16 protein-coding genes and 2 pseudogenes are annotated in these 17,741 nt (G+C 74.1%); 13 read left to right on the top strand and 5 right to left on the bottom strand.

Annotated features, from left to right (window positions below):
• The first annotated feature begins 82 nt into the window (after positions 1 to 82).
• Complete coding sequence (locus tag AB0F03_RS27475) at positions 83 to 1,606, top strand: NCS1 family nucleobase:cation symporter-1 (protein ID WP_361996577.1); 1,524 nt, start codon at positions 83 to 85, stop codon at positions 1,604 to 1,606.
• Between the two features lie 433 nt (positions 1,607 to 2,039).
• Here the strand turns inward: AB0F03_RS27475 and AB0F03_RS27480 are convergent, their stop codons facing one another.
• Both AB0F03_RS27480 and AB0F03_RS27485 read right to left on the bottom strand, forming a co-directional pair.
• Positions 2,040 to 2,708, bottom strand: a complete 669-nt coding sequence (locus AB0F03_RS27480) for a hypothetical protein (protein WP_361996579.1) — start codon at positions 2,706 to 2,708, stop codon at positions 2,040 to 2,042.
• 197 nt (positions 2,709 to 2,905) lie between these two features.
• On the bottom strand, positions 2,906 to 3,970 hold the full coding sequence (locus tag AB0F03_RS27485; RefSeq protein WP_361996581.1) for a lipoate--protein ligase family protein: 1,065 nt from the start codon (positions 3,968 to 3,970) through the stop codon (positions 2,906 to 2,908).
• A gap of 109 nt (positions 3,971 to 4,079) precedes the next feature.
• Here AB0F03_RS27485 and AB0F03_RS27490 point away from each other — a divergent pair, with 109 nt between their 5' ends.
• From AB0F03_RS27490 to AB0F03_RS27540, 11 genes and pseudogenes are all read left to right on the top strand, one after another.
• Positions 4,080 to 5,921: a gamma-glutamyltransferase gene (locus AB0F03_RS27490; protein ID WP_361996583.1), complete on the top strand. Its 1,842-nt coding sequence runs from the start codon at positions 4,080 to 4,082 to the stop codon at positions 5,919 to 5,921.
• Between the two features lie 124 nt (positions 5,922 to 6,045).
• Entirely contained in the window at positions 6,046 to 6,891 is an 846-nt protein-coding gene (locus AB0F03_RS27495) for an inositol monophosphatase family protein (RefSeq protein ID WP_361996585.1), read from the top strand.
• A 95-nt stretch (positions 6,892 to 6,986) separates the two neighbouring features.
• The gene (locus tag AB0F03_RS27500) at positions 6,987 to 8,396 is read left to right on the top strand and encodes an NAD(P)/FAD-dependent oxidoreductase (protein ID WP_361996587.1); all 1,410 of its coding nucleotides are present in this window, start codon (positions 6,987 to 6,989) and stop codon (positions 8,394 to 8,396) included.
• Positions 8,393 to 8,905, top strand: a complete 513-nt coding sequence (locus AB0F03_RS27505; protein WP_361996589.1) for an O-acetyl-ADP-ribose deacetylase — start codon at positions 8,393 to 8,395, stop codon at positions 8,903 to 8,905. The genes AB0F03_RS27500 and AB0F03_RS27505 overlap by 4 nt, the downstream gene beginning before the upstream one ends.
• 71 nt (positions 8,906 to 8,976) lie before the next feature.
• The gene (locus AB0F03_RS27510) at positions 8,977 to 9,459 is read left to right on the top strand and encodes a hypothetical protein (protein ID WP_361996591.1); all 483 of its coding nucleotides are present in this window, start codon (positions 8,977 to 8,979) and stop codon (positions 9,457 to 9,459) included.
• Positions 9,460 to 9,590: 131 nt separating this feature from the next.
• Positions 9,591 to 9,761 carry a hypothetical protein gene (locus AB0F03_RS27515; protein WP_037661814.1) on the top strand — a complete coding sequence of 57 codons (171 nt, stop codon included), beginning with the start codon at positions 9,591 to 9,593 and terminating at the stop codon, positions 9,759 to 9,761.
• 198 nt (positions 9,762 to 9,959) lie between these two features.
• Positions 9,960 to 10,387: pseudogene (locus AB0F03_RS27520) on the top strand (lytic polysaccharide monooxygenase); the annotation flags it as partial.
• Between the two features lie 236 nt (positions 10,388 to 10,623).
• Positions 10,624 to 11,079, top strand: coding sequence for a hypothetical protein (locus tag AB0F03_RS27525; RefSeq protein ID WP_361996593.1), 456 nt, complete (start codon positions 10,624 to 10,626; stop codon positions 11,077 to 11,079).
• 192 nt (positions 11,080 to 11,271) lie between these two features.
• Positions 11,272 to 12,078 (top strand): methylenetetrahydrofolate reductase, encoded by an 807-nt coding sequence (locus AB0F03_RS27530; protein ID WP_361996717.1) that lies wholly within the window; start codon positions 11,272 to 11,274, stop codon positions 12,076 to 12,078.
• A gap of 163 nt (positions 12,079 to 12,241) precedes the next feature.
• Entirely contained in the window at positions 12,242 to 13,720 is a 1,479-nt protein-coding gene (locus tag AB0F03_RS27535; RefSeq protein WP_361996595.1) for an AlkA N-terminal domain-containing protein, read from the top strand.
• 9 nt (positions 13,721 to 13,729) lie between these two features.
• Positions 13,730 to 14,221, top strand: a complete 492-nt coding sequence (locus tag AB0F03_RS27540) for a methylated-DNA--[protein]-cysteine S-methyltransferase (protein WP_361996597.1) — start codon at positions 13,730 to 13,732, stop codon at positions 14,219 to 14,221.
• 21 nt (positions 14,222 to 14,242) lie between these two features.
• Here AB0F03_RS27540 and AB0F03_RS27545 read toward each other — a convergent pair.
• From AB0F03_RS27545 to AB0F03_RS27555, 3 genes and pseudogenes are all read right to left on the bottom strand, one after another.
• Positions 14,243 to 14,332: pseudogene (locus tag AB0F03_RS27545) on the bottom strand (NAD-dependent deacetylase); the annotation flags it as partial.
• A gap of 80 nt (positions 14,333 to 14,412) precedes the next feature.
• Positions 14,413 to 14,907 carry an NUDIX hydrolase gene (locus AB0F03_RS27550; protein WP_361996599.1) on the bottom strand — a complete coding sequence of 165 codons (495 nt, stop codon included), beginning with the start codon at positions 14,905 to 14,907 and terminating at the stop codon, positions 14,413 to 14,415.
• 28 nt (positions 14,908 to 14,935) lie between these two features.
• Positions 14,936 to 16,009, bottom strand: coding sequence for an ADP-ribosylglycohydrolase family protein (locus AB0F03_RS27555; protein WP_361996601.1), 1,074 nt, complete (start codon positions 16,007 to 16,009; stop codon positions 14,936 to 14,938).
• 154 nt (positions 16,010 to 16,163) lie between these two features.
• Here AB0F03_RS27555 and AB0F03_RS27560 point away from each other — a divergent pair, with 154 nt between their 5' ends.
• On the top strand, positions 16,164 to 17,315 hold the full coding sequence (locus tag AB0F03_RS27560) for a glycerate kinase (protein ID WP_361996603.1): 1,152 nt from the start codon (positions 16,164 to 16,166) through the stop codon (positions 17,313 to 17,315).
• Positions 17,316 to 17,741 lie beyond the last annotated feature (426 nt).

Here is a 17,741-nt window from a genome sequence, read left to right on the forward strand (position 1 = left end):
TGTCTCCCCCTCCCCGCCGTCCCGGGGAGGGGGCCGGTGCCCGCACGGCCGTTCCCGACCCTCCTCCCCGATTGGCCGGCCCATGACCGACACCGCTCCCCCTCACATACCGCCGACCCAGATCACCCTCCCCGACGGCCGGGTGGAGATCACTCCCGGCGCGCCCCGGCCCGACGGCCCCTACGCCAACGCGGACCTGCTCCCGGTCCCCGTGGCCGACCGCACCTGGACGACGTACGACTTCTCGGCCCTGTGGGTCGGCATGGCCCACAACACGGCGTCCTGGACCCTGGCCTCCGGACTGATCGCGGTGGGCATGGACTGGAAGCAGGCGGTGCTCACCATCGGCCTCGCCAACCTGATCGTGCTCCTGCCGATGCTGCTGACCGGGCACGCGGGACCCAAGTACGGCATCCCCTTCCCCGTCTTCGCCCGGGCCTCCTTCGGCGTGCGCGGCGCCAACCTGCCCGCGGTCGTGCGGGCGTTGGTGGCGTGCGGCTGGTTCGGCATCCAGACCTGGATCGGCGGCGAGGCGATCTACTTCCTCGCCGGGAAACTCGTCGGCGCCGGCTGGTCCGACGCCTCGCGCGTCGGCGGCCACGCGTGGACCATGTGGCTGTCCTTCGCGCTGTTCTGGCTCCTTCAGGTCGCCATCATCCACCGCGGCATGGAGACCGTCCGCCGCTTCGAGAACTGGGCCGCGCCCTTCGTGCTCGTCGGCGCGTTCGTGATGCTGGGGTGGATGAGCGCCAAGGCCGGCGGTGTCGGCCCGCTCTTCGGGCAGCCGTCCCGGCTGGGCTGGGGCGGCGACTTCTGGAAGCTGTTCTGGCCGTCCCTCATGGGCATGATCGGCTTCTGGTCCACGCTGTCACTGAACATCCCCGACTTCACCCGCTACGGAAAGAGCCAGCGGGCGCAGACCCGGGGGCAGGCCCTGGGCCTGCCGACCACGATGACCCTCTTCGCCTTCCTCTCGGTGCTCGTCACGTCCGGTTCGCAGGCGGTGTACGGCAAGCCGGTCTGGGACCCGGTCCAGCTGGCCGCGAAGACCGACAACGCGGCCGGTCTGCTCTACGCCCTGGTCACCGTGCTGGTGGCGACCCTGTCCGTGAACATCGCGGCCAATCTGGTCTCGCCGGCCTTCGACTTCTCCAACGTGGCGCCCAGGAAGGTGAGTTTCCGTACCGGCGCCCTGATCACCGCGGTCCTCGCCGTGCTGATCCGCCCGTGGCGGCTGTACGCCGACCCGCAGGGTTACATCTTCACCTGGCTCGGCCTGGTCGGCGGGCTGCTCGGCACGGTCGCGGGCATCCTCGTCGCCGACTACTGGCTGCTGCGCCGCACCCGCCTGGACCTCGCCGACCTGTACCGTGCGGGCGGCCGGTACTGGTACACCGGCGGCTGGAACTGGCGGGCGGTCGTCGCCTTCCTGGCGGGCGGGGTCCTCGCGGTCGGCGGCGCCCGCCTCGAACCGCTGGCCGACGGCCGCCCCATCCCGGCGCTGTCCCCGCTCGCCGACTACGGCTGGGCGGTGGGCCTGGGCACCTCCCTGGCGCTGTACACGGCGCTGACCCTGCTCTCGGGCCGGGAGGCGCGAACGGCCTGACCGGCCGGTCCTCTCGGCTTCCCGGGCGTACGTGCGCGGGTCTCGCGTCCGGCCGCACCCCTTCCGACGACGGCGGATCGGGCGGTCTGTCCCGGTCGAGTACGCGGCCCGGAACTCGACACGCTCACCGGAGAACCGGAGAGCCGGAGTCGGTGCCGGTCGAGGTGGAGACCAGGGCGGCGATGACGCGACGGCCCGCGGCGGTCGCCGCACGGCTCGGCCGCTGCCTCGCCCTGCGGTTCGTCCCGGCGGACGCCCCCGACGAATGGGAACGGGCCCTGGGGCTGCTGGAGGCTGCGCGCGCGTCGGTCACGCTCGGCGCCGAGGACCGGGAGACCGCGCGCCGGGACCTCGTGACGCTGCTCGGGTCGCGGCTGGTGCGCCATCGGGGCGGAACCCGCCGGCCCGCGGACCAGGGCCGGCGTACGGCTGTTCAGCCCCGACCGGCGCCCAGCGCGGCGACCGCCGCCTTCGCCGCCTTGATGGCCCCCTTGTTGATCTCGTCCGTGGCGGGGGCCTTCCTGGTCTCGAAGTCGCTGCCGTTGTAGGTGACGACGACGAGCGCGTTGGCGGCCCGGGCCAGCACCACGCCCTCGCGGGTCTGCTGCTTGTCCTCGGTGGTGAGGTCGACCACCGAGTAGCCGCTGTCCCCGAGTCCGGGGACGGCCCCGCCGCCGCTCTTCTCGCGGGTCCGCTGCTCGTACTCCTCGCGCGCCTCCCGGTCCGACCCGGTGATCTCGAAGGACACGTCGAGCCAGCGGTAGTCGTAACCCGTGAGCGCGTTCCAGGAACAGGTGCGGCGCAGCTCGGTGTCGGTCGACGGGATCTCCTTGCCGGCCGTCTTCGCCCCCGGCACCAGGGCTTTGACGGTGGCCACGGGCACACTGGCGCAGGGGGCGGGCGCGGCGGTGTACGTCTTCGGCGCCGCCGCCGTGGCCGAGGGCGCTCCGGAGGAGGCACCGGCGGGCACCTTCTGGGCCGTCTGGTGCCCGGCGGCGGGCGGGGTGACCGGTCCGGACGTCAGCGCCCAGCCGGCGCAGGCGAGCACCGCGACCGGCGACAGACGCGCGGTGAGGGCGAGCGGCAGAGGAAGGGAACGCACGGCGCACTTCTCGTGGGGAAGGGGGTGCGGAGGGGTCCGCAGGGTGGACGGGGGACGACAGTGTCACATGACTGCCTGTGACGCGGAAGTGCCGACGCACTGCGTACTCACCCGGTCACGACAGCCCACGCACGGTGTGCCGCTTTGTCCGCTGTCTGGGCGCTCCCCGGCCTGCCGTGGCCGCGGAACCCCCGGTCCTACGGCACTCTCGCCGTCCACTGCGGTGACGTGAACTTGGTGCGGGCCAGTTCCTCGGCGCGTTCCAGCTCCTCGGCGGTGACCTTGCCCCGCGTCAGGCCGTAGCGTGCGCCGAAGGACTCGATCATCCGGTCGATGACCGCCTCGCGCGGCAGCCCCGTCTGACGCCGCAGCGGGTCGACTCTCTTCCGGGCGCTCTTCGTGCCCTTGTCGGACAGCTTCTCCCGCCCGATCCGCAGGACCTCCACCATCTTGTCCGCGTCGATGTCGTACGACATCGTCACGTGGTGCAGTACGGCCCCCGGCCCGCCGCCGGGGCCGACGATCCGCTTCTGAGCCGCCCCCGCGATCTTGCCCTGGTCGGTCGCGATGTCGTTCAGCGGCTGGTACCAGGCATGGATGCCCATGTCACCGAGGGCGCCCAGCACCCAGTCGTCCAGATAGGCGTAGCTGTCCTGGAAGGACAGGCCATGGACGAGGGACTCGGGCACCGACAGGGAGTAGGTGATCGTGTTGCCGGGCTCCACGAACATCGCGCCGCCGCCGGAGATCCGCCGCACCACCTCGATGCCGTGCCGGACGGCGCCCTCCGCGTCCACCTCGTTGCGCAGCGACTGGAAACTGCCGATGATCACCGCCGGGGCGCCCCACTCCCACACGCGCAGCGTCGGAGGGCGCCGGCCCGCGGCCACCTGCGCGGTCAGCACCTCGTCCAGCGCCATGTGCAGGGCCGGCGGCTGCGGACTCTCGTGGATCAGCTGCCAGTCGTAGTCCGTCCAGTCCGTGGCGTGCGCGAGTGCGCGGCGCACCGCGATCGCCACGCCCTCCGCCGTCAGGCCGTACATCACCGTCCCGGCGGGCAGAGCCGCCTCGATCCGTGCGGCGAGCCCCGCCGCGTCGGTGTCCGCCGGCGCGCCCTCCAGCGCGCGGTTCACCGCGTCCAGCGCCTCGTCCGGCTCCAGGAAGAAGTCCCCGGCCACCCGCACGTCCCGCAGCACACCGTCCGCGGCCTCCACGTCCACGACGACGAGCTTGCCGCCGGGCACCTTGTACTCACCATGCACGTGCCAGGCCCTCCGTTCCTCCCGCACGAGATCAACGCCCGGGCGGGCCGGGGTGTTCCCCGACGGCGGCGCGGTCCGTAGCATGCCGGGCGAGCAGAGGAGCCCACGCGTGTTCACCACCCGGCCCACCCTCCACGGCACGTTCGGCATGGTGTCCTCCACCCACTGGCTGGCCTCCCAGTCGGCGATGGCGGTGCTGGAGGGCGGTGGCAACGCCTTCGACGCGGCCGTGGCCGGCGCGTTCGTGCTGCATGTCGTGGAGCCGCACCTCAACGGGCCGGCCGGTGAGGTGCCGGTCCTGTTCGCCCCGGCGGGCGGCGCGGTGCGGGTGCTGTGCGGGCAGGGCGTGGCCCCGGCGGGCGCCACGGTCGCCCACTACCGGAGCCTGGGACTGGACCTCGTACCGGGCACCGGACCGCTCGCCGCCGCCGTGCCCGGCGCCTTCGACGCCTGGCTGCTGCTCCTGCGGGACCACGGCACCAGGTCCCTCGATGACGTGCTGAAGTACGCCATCGGCTACGCCGAACACGGGCACGCGCCCGTGGAGAACGTCGGCGCGACCGTCGAGAGCGTACGGCGGCTCTTCGAGACCGAGTGGACGTCGTCGGCGGAGGTCTATCTGCCGGGCGGACAGGCGCCCCGCCCCGGCACGCTGCTGCGCAATCCCGCGCTCGCCGCCACCTGGAAACGGCTGCTCGCCGAGACCGCCCGCGCGGGCGGCCGGGAGGCCCGCATCGACGCCGCGCGCGAGGTGTGGCGCTCGGGCTTCGTCGCCGAGGCCCTGGTACGGCAGGCCGGGCGGCCCACGCGGGACACCAGCGGCGAGCGCCGCACCGGCACCCTCACCGAGGCCGACCTCGCCGGCTGGTCGGCGTCCTACGAGGCACCGGTGACGTACGACTGGAACGGCTGGACCGTGTGCAAGGCCGGTCCCTGGAGCCAGGGACCGGTCCTGCTCCAGCAACTGGCCCTGCTCCCGCCCGAACTGCCCGCCTACGGCTCCGCCGACTACGTCCACCTGCTGGTCGAGGGCTGCAAGCTCGCCATGGCCGACCGCGAGGCCTGGTACGGGGACGCGGCCGAGGTGCCCGTCGCCGAGCTGCTGTCCGACGGATACAACGCGGCCCGGCGCGCACTCGTCGGCGGTACGGCCTCCTACGAGCTGCGGCCCGGCAGCCCCGGCGGACGCGCCCCACGGCTGCCCGCGCTCGCACCGGCGGGCGCGGGTCCGGGCGCTCACGGACACCTACACGCGCGCGTGCCGGGCACCGGCGAGCCGACGGTCGCACAGTTCCCCGACGAGCCCCAGGTGTCCGGTGAGCCGCAGATCGGCGCGGACGGCGCGTCCCGGGGCGACACCTGTCACCTCGACGTCGTCGACCGCTGGGGCAACATGATCGCGGCCACGCCCAGCGGTGGCTGGCTCCAGTCCAACCCGGTCGTCCCCGAGCTGGGCTTCCCGCTCGGCACCCGCCTCCAGATGGCCTGGCTGGAGGAGGGGCTGCCCAACTCGCTCGCCCCCGGACGCCGTCCCCGCACCACGCTCACCCCGTCGCTCGCGCTGCGCGACGGCGTGCCGGTCCTCGCGTTCGGCACGCCCGGCGGCGACCAGCAGGACCAGTGGCAGCTGCACTTCCTCCTCGCCGCCGCGCTGCGCGCCCCCGTCCGCGGCGGCCTCGACCTCCAGGGCGCCATCGACGCCCCGAACTGGCACAACGACAGCTTCCCCAGCTCCTTCCACCCGCGCGGCCGGCGTCCCGGCAGCGTGACCGTCGAGTCCCGCACCGACCCCGGGGTGATCGAGGAGCTGCGGCGGCGCGGCCACGACGTCACCGTCGGTCCCGCCTGGTCCGAGGGGCGGCTGTGCGCGGTGGCCCGGGACCCGGAGACCGGCATCCTGTCGGCGGCGGCGAACCCGCGCGGCATGCAGGGGTACGCCGTGGGCCGCTGACGCGGGCCGGGGGGTCTCCGCCCCCCCGGGCGCCCGCAGCTCCGTCCTCCGTCGTTCATCCCGATTCCCCCCGGAGTGCACCCGTGGGGCGGGGCCTGTCAGTGGGACGTGCTCTCATGGAGGCATGATCGAAGAAACGGAAACCATCGAGGAGTTTCTCGCCCGCTGCTCGGCCGACGTGGAAGAGGCGGTCCGCAAGGCCGCCGCGGCCGAGATCCTGCCCCGCTTCCGCCGTCTCGCCGAGCACGAGGTGGACCGGAAGAGCGGCCCGCACGACCTGGTGACGGACGCCGACCGCCTTGCCGAGCTGCGGCTCACCGACGACCTCGGCGCCCTGCTGCCCGGCTCGGTGGTGGTCGGCGAGGAAGCGGTGCACGCCAACCCCGCGGTGTACGAGGCGCTCCAGGGCGAGGCGCCCGTCTGGATCGTCGACCCGGTCGACGGCACCCGCCAGTTCGTGCACGGCGACGACGGCTTCTGCACGCTGGTCGCCCTCGCCCACCGCGGCACCGTGATCGCCTCCTGGACGTACGCGGCGGCCCGCGACCAGTTCGCCACCGCCGTCCGCGGCCGCGGCGCCTTCCTCGACGGCGAGCGGCTGTTCGCGGGCCCGCCCGCGCCCGGCCGGGACCTCTCGGTCGCCGTCTCCCACCCGGACTTCACCACCGACGAGCAGAAGCGGGCCCTGAAGGCCCTGTGGACCGACGGCCTCGCGCCGCGCCCGTGCGGTTCCGCGGGTCTGGAATATCTCGCCGTCGCCCGGGGCGAGCTGGACGCGATCGCGTTCTCCTGGGAGGCCGCCTGGGACCATGCGGCGGGTCTGCTGCTGGTCGAGGAGGCGGGTGGCACGCACGTCACGCTGACCGGTGAGCCGTTCCGGGTCACCGGTGGGAACGTCCTGCCGTTCACCGCGGCCCGTGACGCCGCCACCGCCCGCCGGCTGGCCGGCCTGCTGGGCGCGGCGACCTGACATCCGGGGCCACCCGGCCCGGGGGAGGGCAGGCTCCCGGCATATCCTGCTCGCGAATGGCCGTCGGCTGACGAAGGGGTCCGAAGGTGTCGTCGATGCTCGATGCGGTCGTGGTGGGTGCGGGACCGAACGGACTGACCGCAGCCGTGGAGCTGGCCCGCCGGGGCTTCTCCGTGGCCCTGTTCGAGGCGCGGCCCACGGTGGGCGGCGGCGCCCGCACCGAGGAGCTGACGCTGCCCGGCTTCCGGCACGACCCGTGCTCGGCGGCCCACCCCCTAGGCATCAACTCCCCGGCGTTCCGCGCCCTGCCGCTCGACCGGTACGGCCTGGAGTGGCTGCACGCCCCGCTGCCCATGGCCCACCCGTTCCCGGACGGCACCGCGTCCGTGCTGTCCCGGTCGGTGGCCGAGACAGCCGCCTCGTTCGGACCGCGCGACGCGGGCCCGTACCGCAGACTGGTCGAGCCGCTCCTCGCCCACTGGGACACGCTCGTACGGGACTTCATGTCCCTGCCGCTGACCGCGCTCCCGCGCGACCCCGTCACCCTGGCCCGCTTCGGCCTGGTCGGGCTGCCGCCGTCCACCTGGCTGATGCGCCGCTTCCGGGACGAACAGGTCAAGGCCCTCTTCTCCGGTCTGGTCGCCCATGTGATGGCACCGCTCAACGGCCTGGCCACCAGTGCCATCGGGCTGGTGTTCGCCCTCGCCGCCCACGCCCGCGGCTGGCCGGTGCCGCGCGGCGGCTCCCAGGCCATCTCCGACGCCCTCGCCGCCTATCTGACGGACCTCGGCGGTGAGGTGCACACGGACTACGAGGTCAAGCGCCTGGACGACCTGCCGCCGGCGCGTGCCTACGTCTTCGACACCTCGCCCACCGCGCTCGCCCGTATCGCGGGCTTCGGCGACCACTACGCGAACTACCGCTACGGCCCCGGCGTCTTCAAGATCGACTACGCGCTGGACGGCCCGGTGCCCTGGACCGCGCCCGAGGCCCGCGTCGCCGGTACCGTCCAGATCGGCGCGAGCCAGGCCGAGATCGGCACCGCTCTGCGCGCCGCCTCCCGGGAGGGCCGCGCCCCCGACCGGCCCTTCATGATCACCGTGCAGCCCAGCGTCGTCGACCCGACCCGCGCCCCCGAGGGCAAGCACGTCTTCTGGGCCTACGGCCATGTGCCGAACGGCTGGTCCGGCGACCTCACCGACGCCCTGGAACGCCAGCTGGAGCGCTTTGCCCCCGGCTTCCGTGACCGCGTCCTCGCCCGCGCCATCGCCGGCCCCGCCGAGATGGCCGCCCACAACGCCAACTACGTCGGCGGTGACATCGCCTGCGGCGCGGCCTCCGGACTCCAGCTGCTGCTGCGCCCCAAGCTGTCCCTCTTCCCGTACCACACGCCCCATCCGGCCGTCTTCATCTGCTCCTCGGCCACTCCGCCGGGGCCCGGTGTCCACGGCATGTCGGGGCACAACGCCGCCAAGGCCGTCTGGCGCAGGCTGAGGCAGACATGACCCGCCTCGTCCTCGTCCGGGGCGACATCACCCGCCAGCGCGCCGATGCCCTCGTCAACGCCGCGAACTCCTCGCTCCTCGGCGGCGGGGGCGTGGACGGCGCCATCCACCGCCGCGGCGGCCCCGCGATCCTGGCGGAGTGCCGCGCGCTGCGCGCCTCCTGGTATGGCAAGGGCCTGGCCACGGGCCGGGCCGTCGCCACCACGGCGGGTGAACTCGACGCCCGCTGGGTGATCCACACCGTCGGCCCGGTGTACCAGGGCTCGGACGACCGGTCCGCGCTGCTCGCGTCCTGCTACCGGGAGTGTCTCCGGGTCGCCGACGAGCTGGGTGCCCGCACGGTCGCGTTCCCGGCGATCTCCACGGGCGTGTACGGGTGGCCGATGGACGACGCGGCCCGCATCGCGACGGAGACCGTACGGAACACGCCGACCGGCGTCGAAGAGGTGCGGTTCGTCCTGTTCGACGACCGCGCGTACGAGGCGTTCGCCCGGCAACTGCCCGGATAGCCCGGCGCACGGTGCCCGGCCCCTCCTCGGGCGCACTATTCTGAACGCGTTCAATCACGTGTGGGGGATGGATGACGACCGAGGCGAAGCGAGCCGTGTTCCTCGCGGCCGTACTGGTGGGCGCGTGTGCCGCTTGCGTGAACGCGGGGGGCGGGGTGGCTTCGATGCGCGAGCCGGAGGCGGTGGGCGGCTGGACGAACGCGGCCGGAGCGCGCCTCACCCTCGCGGCCGACCGCCGCATGGCGGGCACCGCGCTGCACAACGCCCTGCTGGGAGGCACCTCCTGCCCCGACGCCGTCACAGGTCACTGGGCGTTCTTCGGCCCGGTGGACGACACCGGCACCAGTTACGCCGACGCCTCCTTCGCCAGCGGTGACACCATCGCTCTCGAGATCACGTCCCCGGCGGGAGCATGCCTGTTGTCGGCTCAGGTGCGCCGGGACGAGCGGGGTTTCGACCTGTGCCTGACCGAAGACCTCGATTCCGGGTGCTCGGCTCGTGAACTGCTCCGGCCCGCCCCGCAGTCGACGCGGTCCGTGGTTCCCGAACCGTGACGCGTACCGCGCGGGAGAGCGGGAACAACGCACGGCGCGCGAGTATGCCCGCCGATGTGAAGAACTAACTCATATTCTGTGTGCTTGTAGGACTGAAGTAAGGGCATGCGATGGCCAGGAGGTTGATAACAATGGTTCCCCTGCTTCTGGTTCTTCTTCTGGCTCTGATCCTCTTCGGTGCGGGCTTCGCACTGAAGGCGCTGTGGTGGATCGCGGTGATCGTCCTGATCGTGTGGCTGCTGGGCTTCGTGGTCCGCTCCGCGGACAGCGGTGGCCGCAAGGGCCGCTGGTACCGCTGGTAGCCGCGGGCGTCGAGGTCTGACGCGCACGCCACTGTGAAGTACGTAGGGCCCGGCCGGTGACGGCCGGGCCCTACGGGTGTCCGGCGCGGAGATGTCCGGCGCGGTCATGTCCGGCGCCCGTCCGGCGCGACGGGGGCCCGCGCCGGACGGGTGGAAGCCGTCCTCTGATTGGTCTGGACATGCTCAAGTAGCCGCCAGATCCAGTGGGAGCCGCAGTGCGTCGAGGGTCCCAAGGGCTTCCCGGCGGGCGGACCGGCCGACGGACAGCTCTGCTCCGGCGGTGAGAGCCGCTTCGGCCAGCTCGACGGCGCCCGGACCCCCAAGGGCGCGGAGTGGCCCACCACGAAGGTCACCGGCGGCCAGAGCTACACCTTCCGCTGGCAGTTCGAGGCGCGGCACGCTACGTCACCAAGCAGGGCTGGAACCAGGACCACGCCCTGTCACGCGCCGACCTGAACACGACGCCGTTCCTGACGGTCCCCTACGGCGGCAAGCAGCCGCCGGCCACCCTCAGCCACAGCGGCACCCTGCCGGCAGGACTGAGCGGCCATCACGTCATCCTCGGCGTGTGGACCATCGCGGACACCGGCAACGCGTTCTACGCCTGCTCGGACGTCACGTTCTGACGCCGGACCCCGAGCACTCCTGAGCCACCGGCGCGGCCGGCGCGGGCGGACTCCGCCACGCCGGCCGAACCCTTTCCCGTGCGGCGCGACGGCACGGGCTCGCGCCGGCCGCTCACCCGAACGGCGTCGCCGCGGGTGCGTCCGCGGGCTGCCGGCCCGACGCTCGGAGGTGCCCGCGCGCTCCCCACGGGCGCGCGGTCCCTTCCGGGGAACGGGGAGGCAGAAAGGACACGCTCATGAGCCAGGCAGCGCAGCCCACCGGACCGGAACCCGCGGGCGGCTCACGGCCGCCACGCCGGCCCGGGGCCCGGGACGCCGGCTGGACGACCGGCGGCGTCACGTTCGCGGGAGTCCTCATGGTGTGCAGCGGCATCCTCGCCCTGCTCCAGGGGATCGCCGCGGTCGTCGGGGACCACGTCTACGTCCGCATCGGTGCCTACGTCTACAAGATGACGCTCACCGGCTGGGGCACGATCCACATCGTCCTCGGCGTCCTCGTCCTGGGCACCGGCATCGGCCTGCTCAAGGACGAGACCTGGGCCCGCTTCACCGGCCTGTTCCTTGCCGCGCTCAGCCTCGTCGCCCAGTTCCTGTTCCTGCCGTACGCGCCCCTCTGGTCGGTGATCGTGATGGCGCTCGACGTGTTCGTCATCTGGGCGCTCGCGTCCCGGCAGGAAGCGGCCGCGGCCTGACCCGGGACCCCTGGACGGCGATCCCGGCGGGCCGCGTGGCATCATCGGCCCGGGCCAGGACCACGCCGTACGAGGAGCACGATGAACCCCGCCGTCACCGCCCCCTCCGAGGGCGGTGCCCCCTGCCCGCACGGCACCGGGAGCCCCGGGCAGGGCACCGGGACCTCCCTGCTGGACGACTTCTCCCTGGAGATGACCGGCAGGGACACGCCCGGCCTCGAGGAGGCGCGCGACGGCATTCCACCGGGCACCCGGATCAACATCACCTTCCTCGCCGGTGAGGACACCGTCACCCGGCTGGCCGCCGCCCGCGCGGTCGGACGGCTCGGGTTCGTGCCCGTACCGCACATCTCCGCGCGGCGCCTGCCCTCCCGGACCGCCCTGGAGGAGTTCCTCGCCGGACTGGCGGCCGACGGCACCGCCGAGAACGTGTTCGTCGTCGGCGGCGACCCCGCCCGGCCCGAGGGCCCCTACGAGGACGCCCTCGCCGTCCTGCGCACCGGGCCGCTCCGGCTGCACGGCGTCCGGCACGTCGGCATCACCGGCTACCCGGAGGGCCATCCCGGGATACCCGGCCCGGCCCTGTGGGCGGCGCTGACGGAGAAGGCGGAGGCCATCGCGGCCCACCGGTTCACCGGCGACGTCATCACCCAGTTCGGCTTCGACGTCGACCCGGTCCTCACCTGGCTGGAGGATCTCCGCGCGCGCGGCGTGCACCTGCCCGTCCGCATCGGCGTCCCCGGCCCGGCCGGAGTGCGCCGGCTGCTCGGCTACGCCGCCCGGTTCGGCGTCGGCACCAGCGCCTCCGTGGCCCGCAAGTACGGCTTCTCACTGACCAACCTCATGGGGACGGCCGGCCCGGACCGCTTCCTGCGCGCGCTGGCCGACCGGTACGACCCCGAGCGGCACGGCGTGGTGAAGGTGCACTTCTACACCTTCGGCGGCCTGCGCACCACCGCCGAGTGGATCACCCGGTTCCGCCAGGAGCGAGCCGTCTGAGGTCGCTCCGCGCCCGGGGACCCCAGGCACCGGCCGCGCCGTCCGAACACAGTGGCGAAACGGGCCCGACTACTCGATCCGGTCGGCCGGGTCCCTGGCCAGGTCGACGTACGTGTCGGATTTCCGCCAGCGGCCGGGGCGGACCGTGGCCCATGCTGGACGCATGCAGACAGGGATGCACCTCGACCGGGAGCAGTGCGTACAGGCCGTGCGGTCGAAGGACGCGCGGTTCGACGGCTGGTTCTTCACCGCCGTCCTGACCACCCGCATCTACTGCCGGCCCAGCTGCCCGGCCGTGCCGCCCAAGCCGGAGAACATGACCTTCCACCCGAGCGCCGCGGCCTGCCAGCAGGCCGGGTTCCGGGCGTGCAAACGCTGCCGCCCCGACACCAGCCCCGGCTCCCCGGAGTGGAACCAGCGCGCCGACCTGGTGGCCCGCGCCATGCGTCTGATCGCCGACGGCGTCGTGGACCGCGAAGGCGTCCCCGGACTCGCCGCCCGGCTCGGCTACAGCACCCGGCAGGTGGAGCGGCAGCTGCTCGCCGAGCTGGGCGCCGGCCCCCTCGCCCTCGCCCGCGCCCAGCGCGCCCGGACCGCACGGCTGCTCATCGAGACCACCCCGCTGCCCATGGCGGAGACCGCCTTCGCGGCCGGCTTCTCCTCCGTGCGCGCCTTCAACGACACCGTCCGCGAGGTCTTCGCCCTGTCCCCGGGCGAGCTACGGGCCCGGGCGCCCCGCAGCGGCGCGGGCACCCCGGGCGTGCTCACCCTCAGGCTGCCGTTCCGCGACCCCCTGAACCCGTCGAACCTCTTCGGCCACCTCGCCGCCACCGCCGTACCCGGCGTCGAGGAGTGGCGGGACGGCGCCTACCGGCGCACGCTCCGGCTGCCGTACGGGCACGGCATCGTCGCCCTCGCCCCGCGGCCCGACCACATCGCCTGCCGTCTCACCCTCAGCGACCTGCGCGACCTGACCGTGGCCATCAGCCGCTGCCGCCGCATGCTCGACCTGGACGCCGACCCGGTCGCCGTCGACGACCGGCTGCGCGCCGATCCGCTGCTCGCCCCCCTGGTGGACCGCGGCCCAGGCCGCCGGGTGCCGCGCACGGTCGACGAGGACGAGTTCGCCGTCCGTGCCGTGCTCGGCCAGCAGGTGTCCACCGCAGCCGCCCGCACCCACGCGGCCCGCCTGGTCACCGCGCACGGCAAGCCCCTGGACGACCCGGAGGGCGGGCTCACCCACCTCTTCCCGACCCCGGAGGCACTGGCCGCCGTCGACCCCGAGACCCTGGCGATGCCCCGCACCCGGCGCACCACCTTCACCACCCTCGTCCGCCAACTCGCGGACGGTACTCTTCACTTGGGAGTGGAGACCGACTGGGCCGAGGCACGCGCCCGGCTCCTGGCGCTGCCCGGCTTCGGGCCGTGGACGGCCGACATCATCGCGATGCGCGCCCTCGGCGACCCCGACGCCTTCCTCCCCACCGACCTCGGCATCCGCCGCGCCGCGAAGGACCTGGGCCTGCCGTCCACCCCGGCCGCGCTCACCGCCCGCGCGGCGGGCTGGCGGCCCTGGCGGGCGTACGCCGTGCAGTACCTGTGGGCGACCGACACCCACCCGATCAACTTCCTCCCGGCCTGAAGGAACCCGATGAACCACCACACCGTGACCGACAGCCCCTACGGGCTGCTCACCCTGGTCGCCGACACCGAAGGCGCCCTGTGCGGCCTGTACATGGCCGGCCAGCGGCACCGCCCCGGCGAGGAGTCCTTCGGGCCGCGCGACGACACCCTGCCCGTCTTCGCCGAGGCCCGGGAGCAGCTGGAGACGTACTTCGCGGGCGAGTCGACCGGGTTCACCGTCCGGCTCGGGCTGCACGGAACACCGTTCCAGCGCAGCGTCTGGCAGCAGCTGGCCCGCATCCCGTACGGAGAGACCCGTACGTACGGCGAACTCGCCGACCTCCTCGGCAATCCCCGGGCCTCCCGCGCCGTCGGCCTCGCCAACGGCCGCAACCCCGTCGGCATCATCATTCCCTGCCACCGGGTGGTCGGCTCCGACGGCAGCCTCACCGGTTACGGCGGCGGACTGGACCGCAAGCGGCGCCTGCTCGACTTCGAGCGCGGCAGCGCACTCTTCTGAGCGCCCCGGACGCGGAAGTCGCGTCGGTTCGGCGTCGACGATGACCAGCCGGGCCCCGTGGCCGGCGGCGACGCCCGCCAGCCCGGCCGCGGGGTGCACCTGGAGCGGCGACGAGCGGCCCGGTCGTGCGACCGGGCGCAGGCGGGGCTCCCCGCCCGCCGCGAACGGACATCAGGGGGCCGGCCGGGCGGTCACGACACGCGGTTGCCGTTCTCCAGTTCCGCCGTGCCGGAGCCGTCCGCGAGGACGTCCAGGGCGGCCAGCACCCGGCGGCCGAGCGCCCCGGGCAGATACGCGGTGAGGTCGTCCCGGGCGACCAGCTGCCACGACAGCAGCTCCTCCTCCTGGAGGCGGATGGCCTTCAGGTCGGTCTCGGTCAGCAGACCACCGTCATACAGATAGGCGACCAGCGGCGGCCGGCCCACACCGCGCACCCAGTCCACGGCCAGCAGCCGGCCGAGTTCCCGGTCGAGCCCGATCTCCTCCAGCGTCTCCCGGCGCGCGCCCCGCCGCGGGGTCTCCCCGTCGTCGGACTCGATGGTTCCGCCCGGCAGCGCCCAGCCCTCACGGTAGTTGGGCTCGACGAGCAGCACCCGGCCCTCGGCGTCCCGGAAGAGCGCGGCGGCACCGGCGATGATCCGGGGCAGGCCTGCGATGTACGTGGCGAAATCAGGAGTCGTGGTCATCCAGGAAGGGTAACCAGCCACCGGCCCGCTATGTCCCGTCCACCGCCAGGCGCAGGGTGCGCTCGGCCAGCGCACCGATCCGTACGCCGTCGAAGCCGAACACCGCGCTGCGGACCGTGTCCTCCAGCGGATCGCGCCACTGCGCCGGAATGGCGTCCGCCCCGGTGAACACGCCGGCCACCGAGCCCGCCGTCGCCCCGTTGGAGTCGGTGTCCAGGCCGCCGCGCACGGTCAGGGCGATGGTCCGGGTGAAGTCGCCGTCGCCGTACAGCAGTCCGGCGGTGAGGACGGCCGCGTTGGGCACGGTGTGGATCCAGCCGAGCCCGGCGGTCTCCGCGGCCACGGTGGCCAGCGTCTCCTCCCAGGGCAGCCGGGTCTCGTGCAGGGCCGCGACCCGCCGTACGGTCCGGGCGAGGCGGCTGCTCGCCGGGATCACGGCGAGCGCGCTCTCCAGCGCGTCCCGCACGGCCGGGGCGGTGAAGGCCGCCGCGATCAGCGCCGCCGCGAACATCGCGCCGTACACCCCGTTGCCGGTGTGCGACAGCACCGCGTCCCGGCGGGCCAGGCCGGCGGCCCGGGCCGGGTCACCCGGGCAGGTCCAGCCGTACACGTCGGCGCGGATCAGCGCGCCGATCCACTCCTGGTACGGATTGTCGTACGTCGCCGTCAGCGGCGGCTTCAGCCCGTTCGCGAGGTTGCGGTACGCCGCCCGCTCCGCCGTGAACGTCTGGAGGTACGGCAGCCTGAGCAGCCACAGGTCGCCGACCTGCTCGGTGCTGAAGCCGAAACCGTGGGTCTCCAGCAGGTGCAGGCCGAGGACCGCGTAGTCGATGTCGTCGTCCCGGCAGCTGCCGTGGATCCGGCCGCGCACGCACTGGCGCCACTCCGGGCGCAGGACGGCGGCCTCGGCCGGGTCGGCGGGCTCGGGGAGATAGTCGGTCAGCGGCAGGGCCGCGGCCCGGCGCAGATAGCGGTCGATGCGGTCGCGGGTCCACACCTCGCCCTGCTCCACCGGCTTGCCGAGCATGTTGCCCGCGATCCGGCCGAGCCAGCCGCCGTGGATGCGGTCGCCGAGGCCGGGTCCGCTGCGCTGGGTGCTCATGGCAGGGGTGTACCCACTTTGCCGGGGCTTCGGCGCGCGGGCGGCTTCCCACGGTTCGGGCGGGGCATGACGGCGGAGGTGTCCTGCGGTTATGGTCGCAGCGGCGCGACTGGCCCTGACATGCGCGGGGCCCGGAGAGCAAGGGGAAGACAAGGTGGCGGACGCTGTAGGGAACGAGCCCCGTCGGGTGCTCATCGCCGCGGACAAGTTCAAGGGCTCGCTGACGGCCGTGCAGGTCGCCGAGCGGGTGACGGCCGGGCTGCGCCGGGTCGTGCCGGACCTCGAGGCCGAGGCGCTGCCCGTGGCCGACGGCGGCGACGGCACCGTGGACGCGGCCGTCGCGGCCGGTTTCGAACGGCGCGAGGTACGGGTCGCCGGGCCGCTCGGCCAGGAGGTGACGGCCGCGTTCGCGCTGCGCGACGGCACCGCGGTCGTGGAGATGGCCGAGGCGAGCGGGCTCCAGCACCTCCCGGCCGGTGTGTTCGCGCCGCTGACCGCCTCGACGTACGGCTCCGGGGAGCTGCTGCGGGCCGCGCTGGACGCGGGCGCGCGGACGATCGTGTTCGGCGTCGGGGGCAGCGCCACGACGGACGGCGGCGCCGGGATGCTGTCCGCGCTGGGCGCCCGGTTCCTGACCGAGGCGGGGGACCCGGTGCCGCCGGGCGGCGGCGGCCTGGCCGCTCTGGCCCGCGCCGACCTCTCCGGCCTCGATCTCCGGCTGGCCTCGGTCGAACTGGTGCTGGCCAGCGATGTCGACAATCCGCTGACCGGACCCAAGGGCGCGCCGGCGGTGTACGGCCCGCAGAAGGGGGCCACACCCGACGACGTGGCGGTACTGGACGCGGCCCTCGCCCACTTCGCCGAGGTGCTGGAGGCGACGGCCGGTCCGCGCGCGGCGGAGTACGCCGCGGCACCGGGCGCGGGCGCGGCGGGCGGCATCGGCTTCGGCGCGCTGCTCCTGGGCGCCCGGTTCCGGCCCGGTATCGAGGTCATGCTGGACGTGCTGGGCTTCGCGCCCGCCCTGGAGCGGGCCTCGCTGGTGATCACCGGGGAGGGTTCGCTCGACGAGCAGACCCTGCACGGGAAGGCGCCGGCGGGGGTCGCCGCGGCGGCGCGGGCGGCGGGCCGGACGGTGGTGGCGGTGTGCGGACGGCTCACCCTGCCGGACGAGGCGCTGCTGCGGGCCGGCATCGAGCGGGCGTACCCCCTGACGTCCGTCGAGCCGGACGTCGCCCGCTGCATCGCCGAGGCGGGCCCCATCCTGGAGCAGATCGCGGCCCACATAGCCAAGGACTACCTCAGCTGACCCCTGCCCCTGCCGCGGCCCCTGCCCCGCGCCCCCGCTACCGCGCTCGCCTGGCCGGCAGGATACCCGCGGGGTCCGGCCCGGCCGGCGAGGCGCCCACGGGGTCCGGCCGGTTGACCGGCGCGGGCCCGCCGGGAGCCGGCAGAGACGCCGGCACCCAGGGGATCCGGGCCGGTCGGCTGGCGGGGGAGTCCGTCGGGCCCCGCGGTGGGCCGGCGGGCCGATGACCGGTCAGGCGTCTGCCGCGTCCGGCCGGTCGGCCGACGGGGCCGGATCGATGGGCCGGTAGGCCATGGCACCCGTGGGCCCGGCTGCTGGCCTGACAGTGCGTCCACCGGCGTCGGTCGGTGGGCCGTCAGGGGACTCCGGTGACCGCTCCGGCACAGCGAAGGGCCCCGGATCCTCGTCGGATCCGGGGCCCTTTCG

The sequence above is a fragment of the Streptomyces sp. NPDC028722 genome (assembly GCF_040637655.1).
Lineage (GTDB): Bacteria > Actinomycetota > Actinomycetes > Streptomycetales > Streptomycetaceae > Streptomyces.

Coding starts and splice junctions, on each gene's coding strand:
- AB0F03_RS27475 (WP_361996577.1), top strand. CDS start 83: ATGACCGACACCGCTCCCCCTCACATACCGCCGACCCAGATCACCCTC.
- AB0F03_RS27495 (WP_361996585.1), top strand. CDS start 6,046: ATGATCGAAGAAACGGAAACCATCGAGGAGTTTCTCGCCCGCTGCTCG.
- AB0F03_RS27500 (WP_361996587.1), top strand. CDS start 6,987: ATGCTCGATGCGGTCGTGGTGGGTGCGGGACCGAACGGACTGACCGCA.
- AB0F03_RS27505 (WP_361996589.1), top strand. CDS start 8,393: ATGACCCGCCTCGTCCTCGTCCGGGGCGACATCACCCGCCAGCGCGCC.
- AB0F03_RS27510 (WP_361996591.1), top strand. CDS start 8,977: ATGACGACCGAGGCGAAGCGAGCCGTGTTCCTCGCGGCCGTACTGGTG.
- AB0F03_RS27515 (WP_037661814.1), top strand. CDS start 9,591: ATGGTTCCCCTGCTTCTGGTTCTTCTTCTGGCTCTGATCCTCTTCGGT.
- AB0F03_RS27525 (WP_361996593.1), top strand. CDS start 10,624: ATGAGCCAGGCAGCGCAGCCCACCGGACCGGAACCCGCGGGCGGCTCA.
- AB0F03_RS27530 (WP_361996717.1), top strand. CDS start 11,272: ATGACCGGCAGGGACACGCCCGGCCTCGAGGAGGCGCGCGACGGCATT.
- AB0F03_RS27535 (WP_361996595.1), top strand. CDS start 12,242: ATGCAGACAGGGATGCACCTCGACCGGGAGCAGTGCGTACAGGCCGTG.
- AB0F03_RS27540 (WP_361996597.1), top strand. CDS start 13,730: ATGAACCACCACACCGTGACCGACAGCCCCTACGGGCTGCTCACCCTG.
- AB0F03_RS27550 (WP_361996599.1), bottom strand. CDS start 14,907: ATGACCACGACTCCTGATTTCGCCACGTACATCGCAGGCCTGCCCCGG.
- AB0F03_RS27555 (WP_361996601.1), bottom strand. CDS start 16,009: ATGAGCACCCAGCGCAGCGGACCCGGCCTCGGCGACCGCATCCACGGC.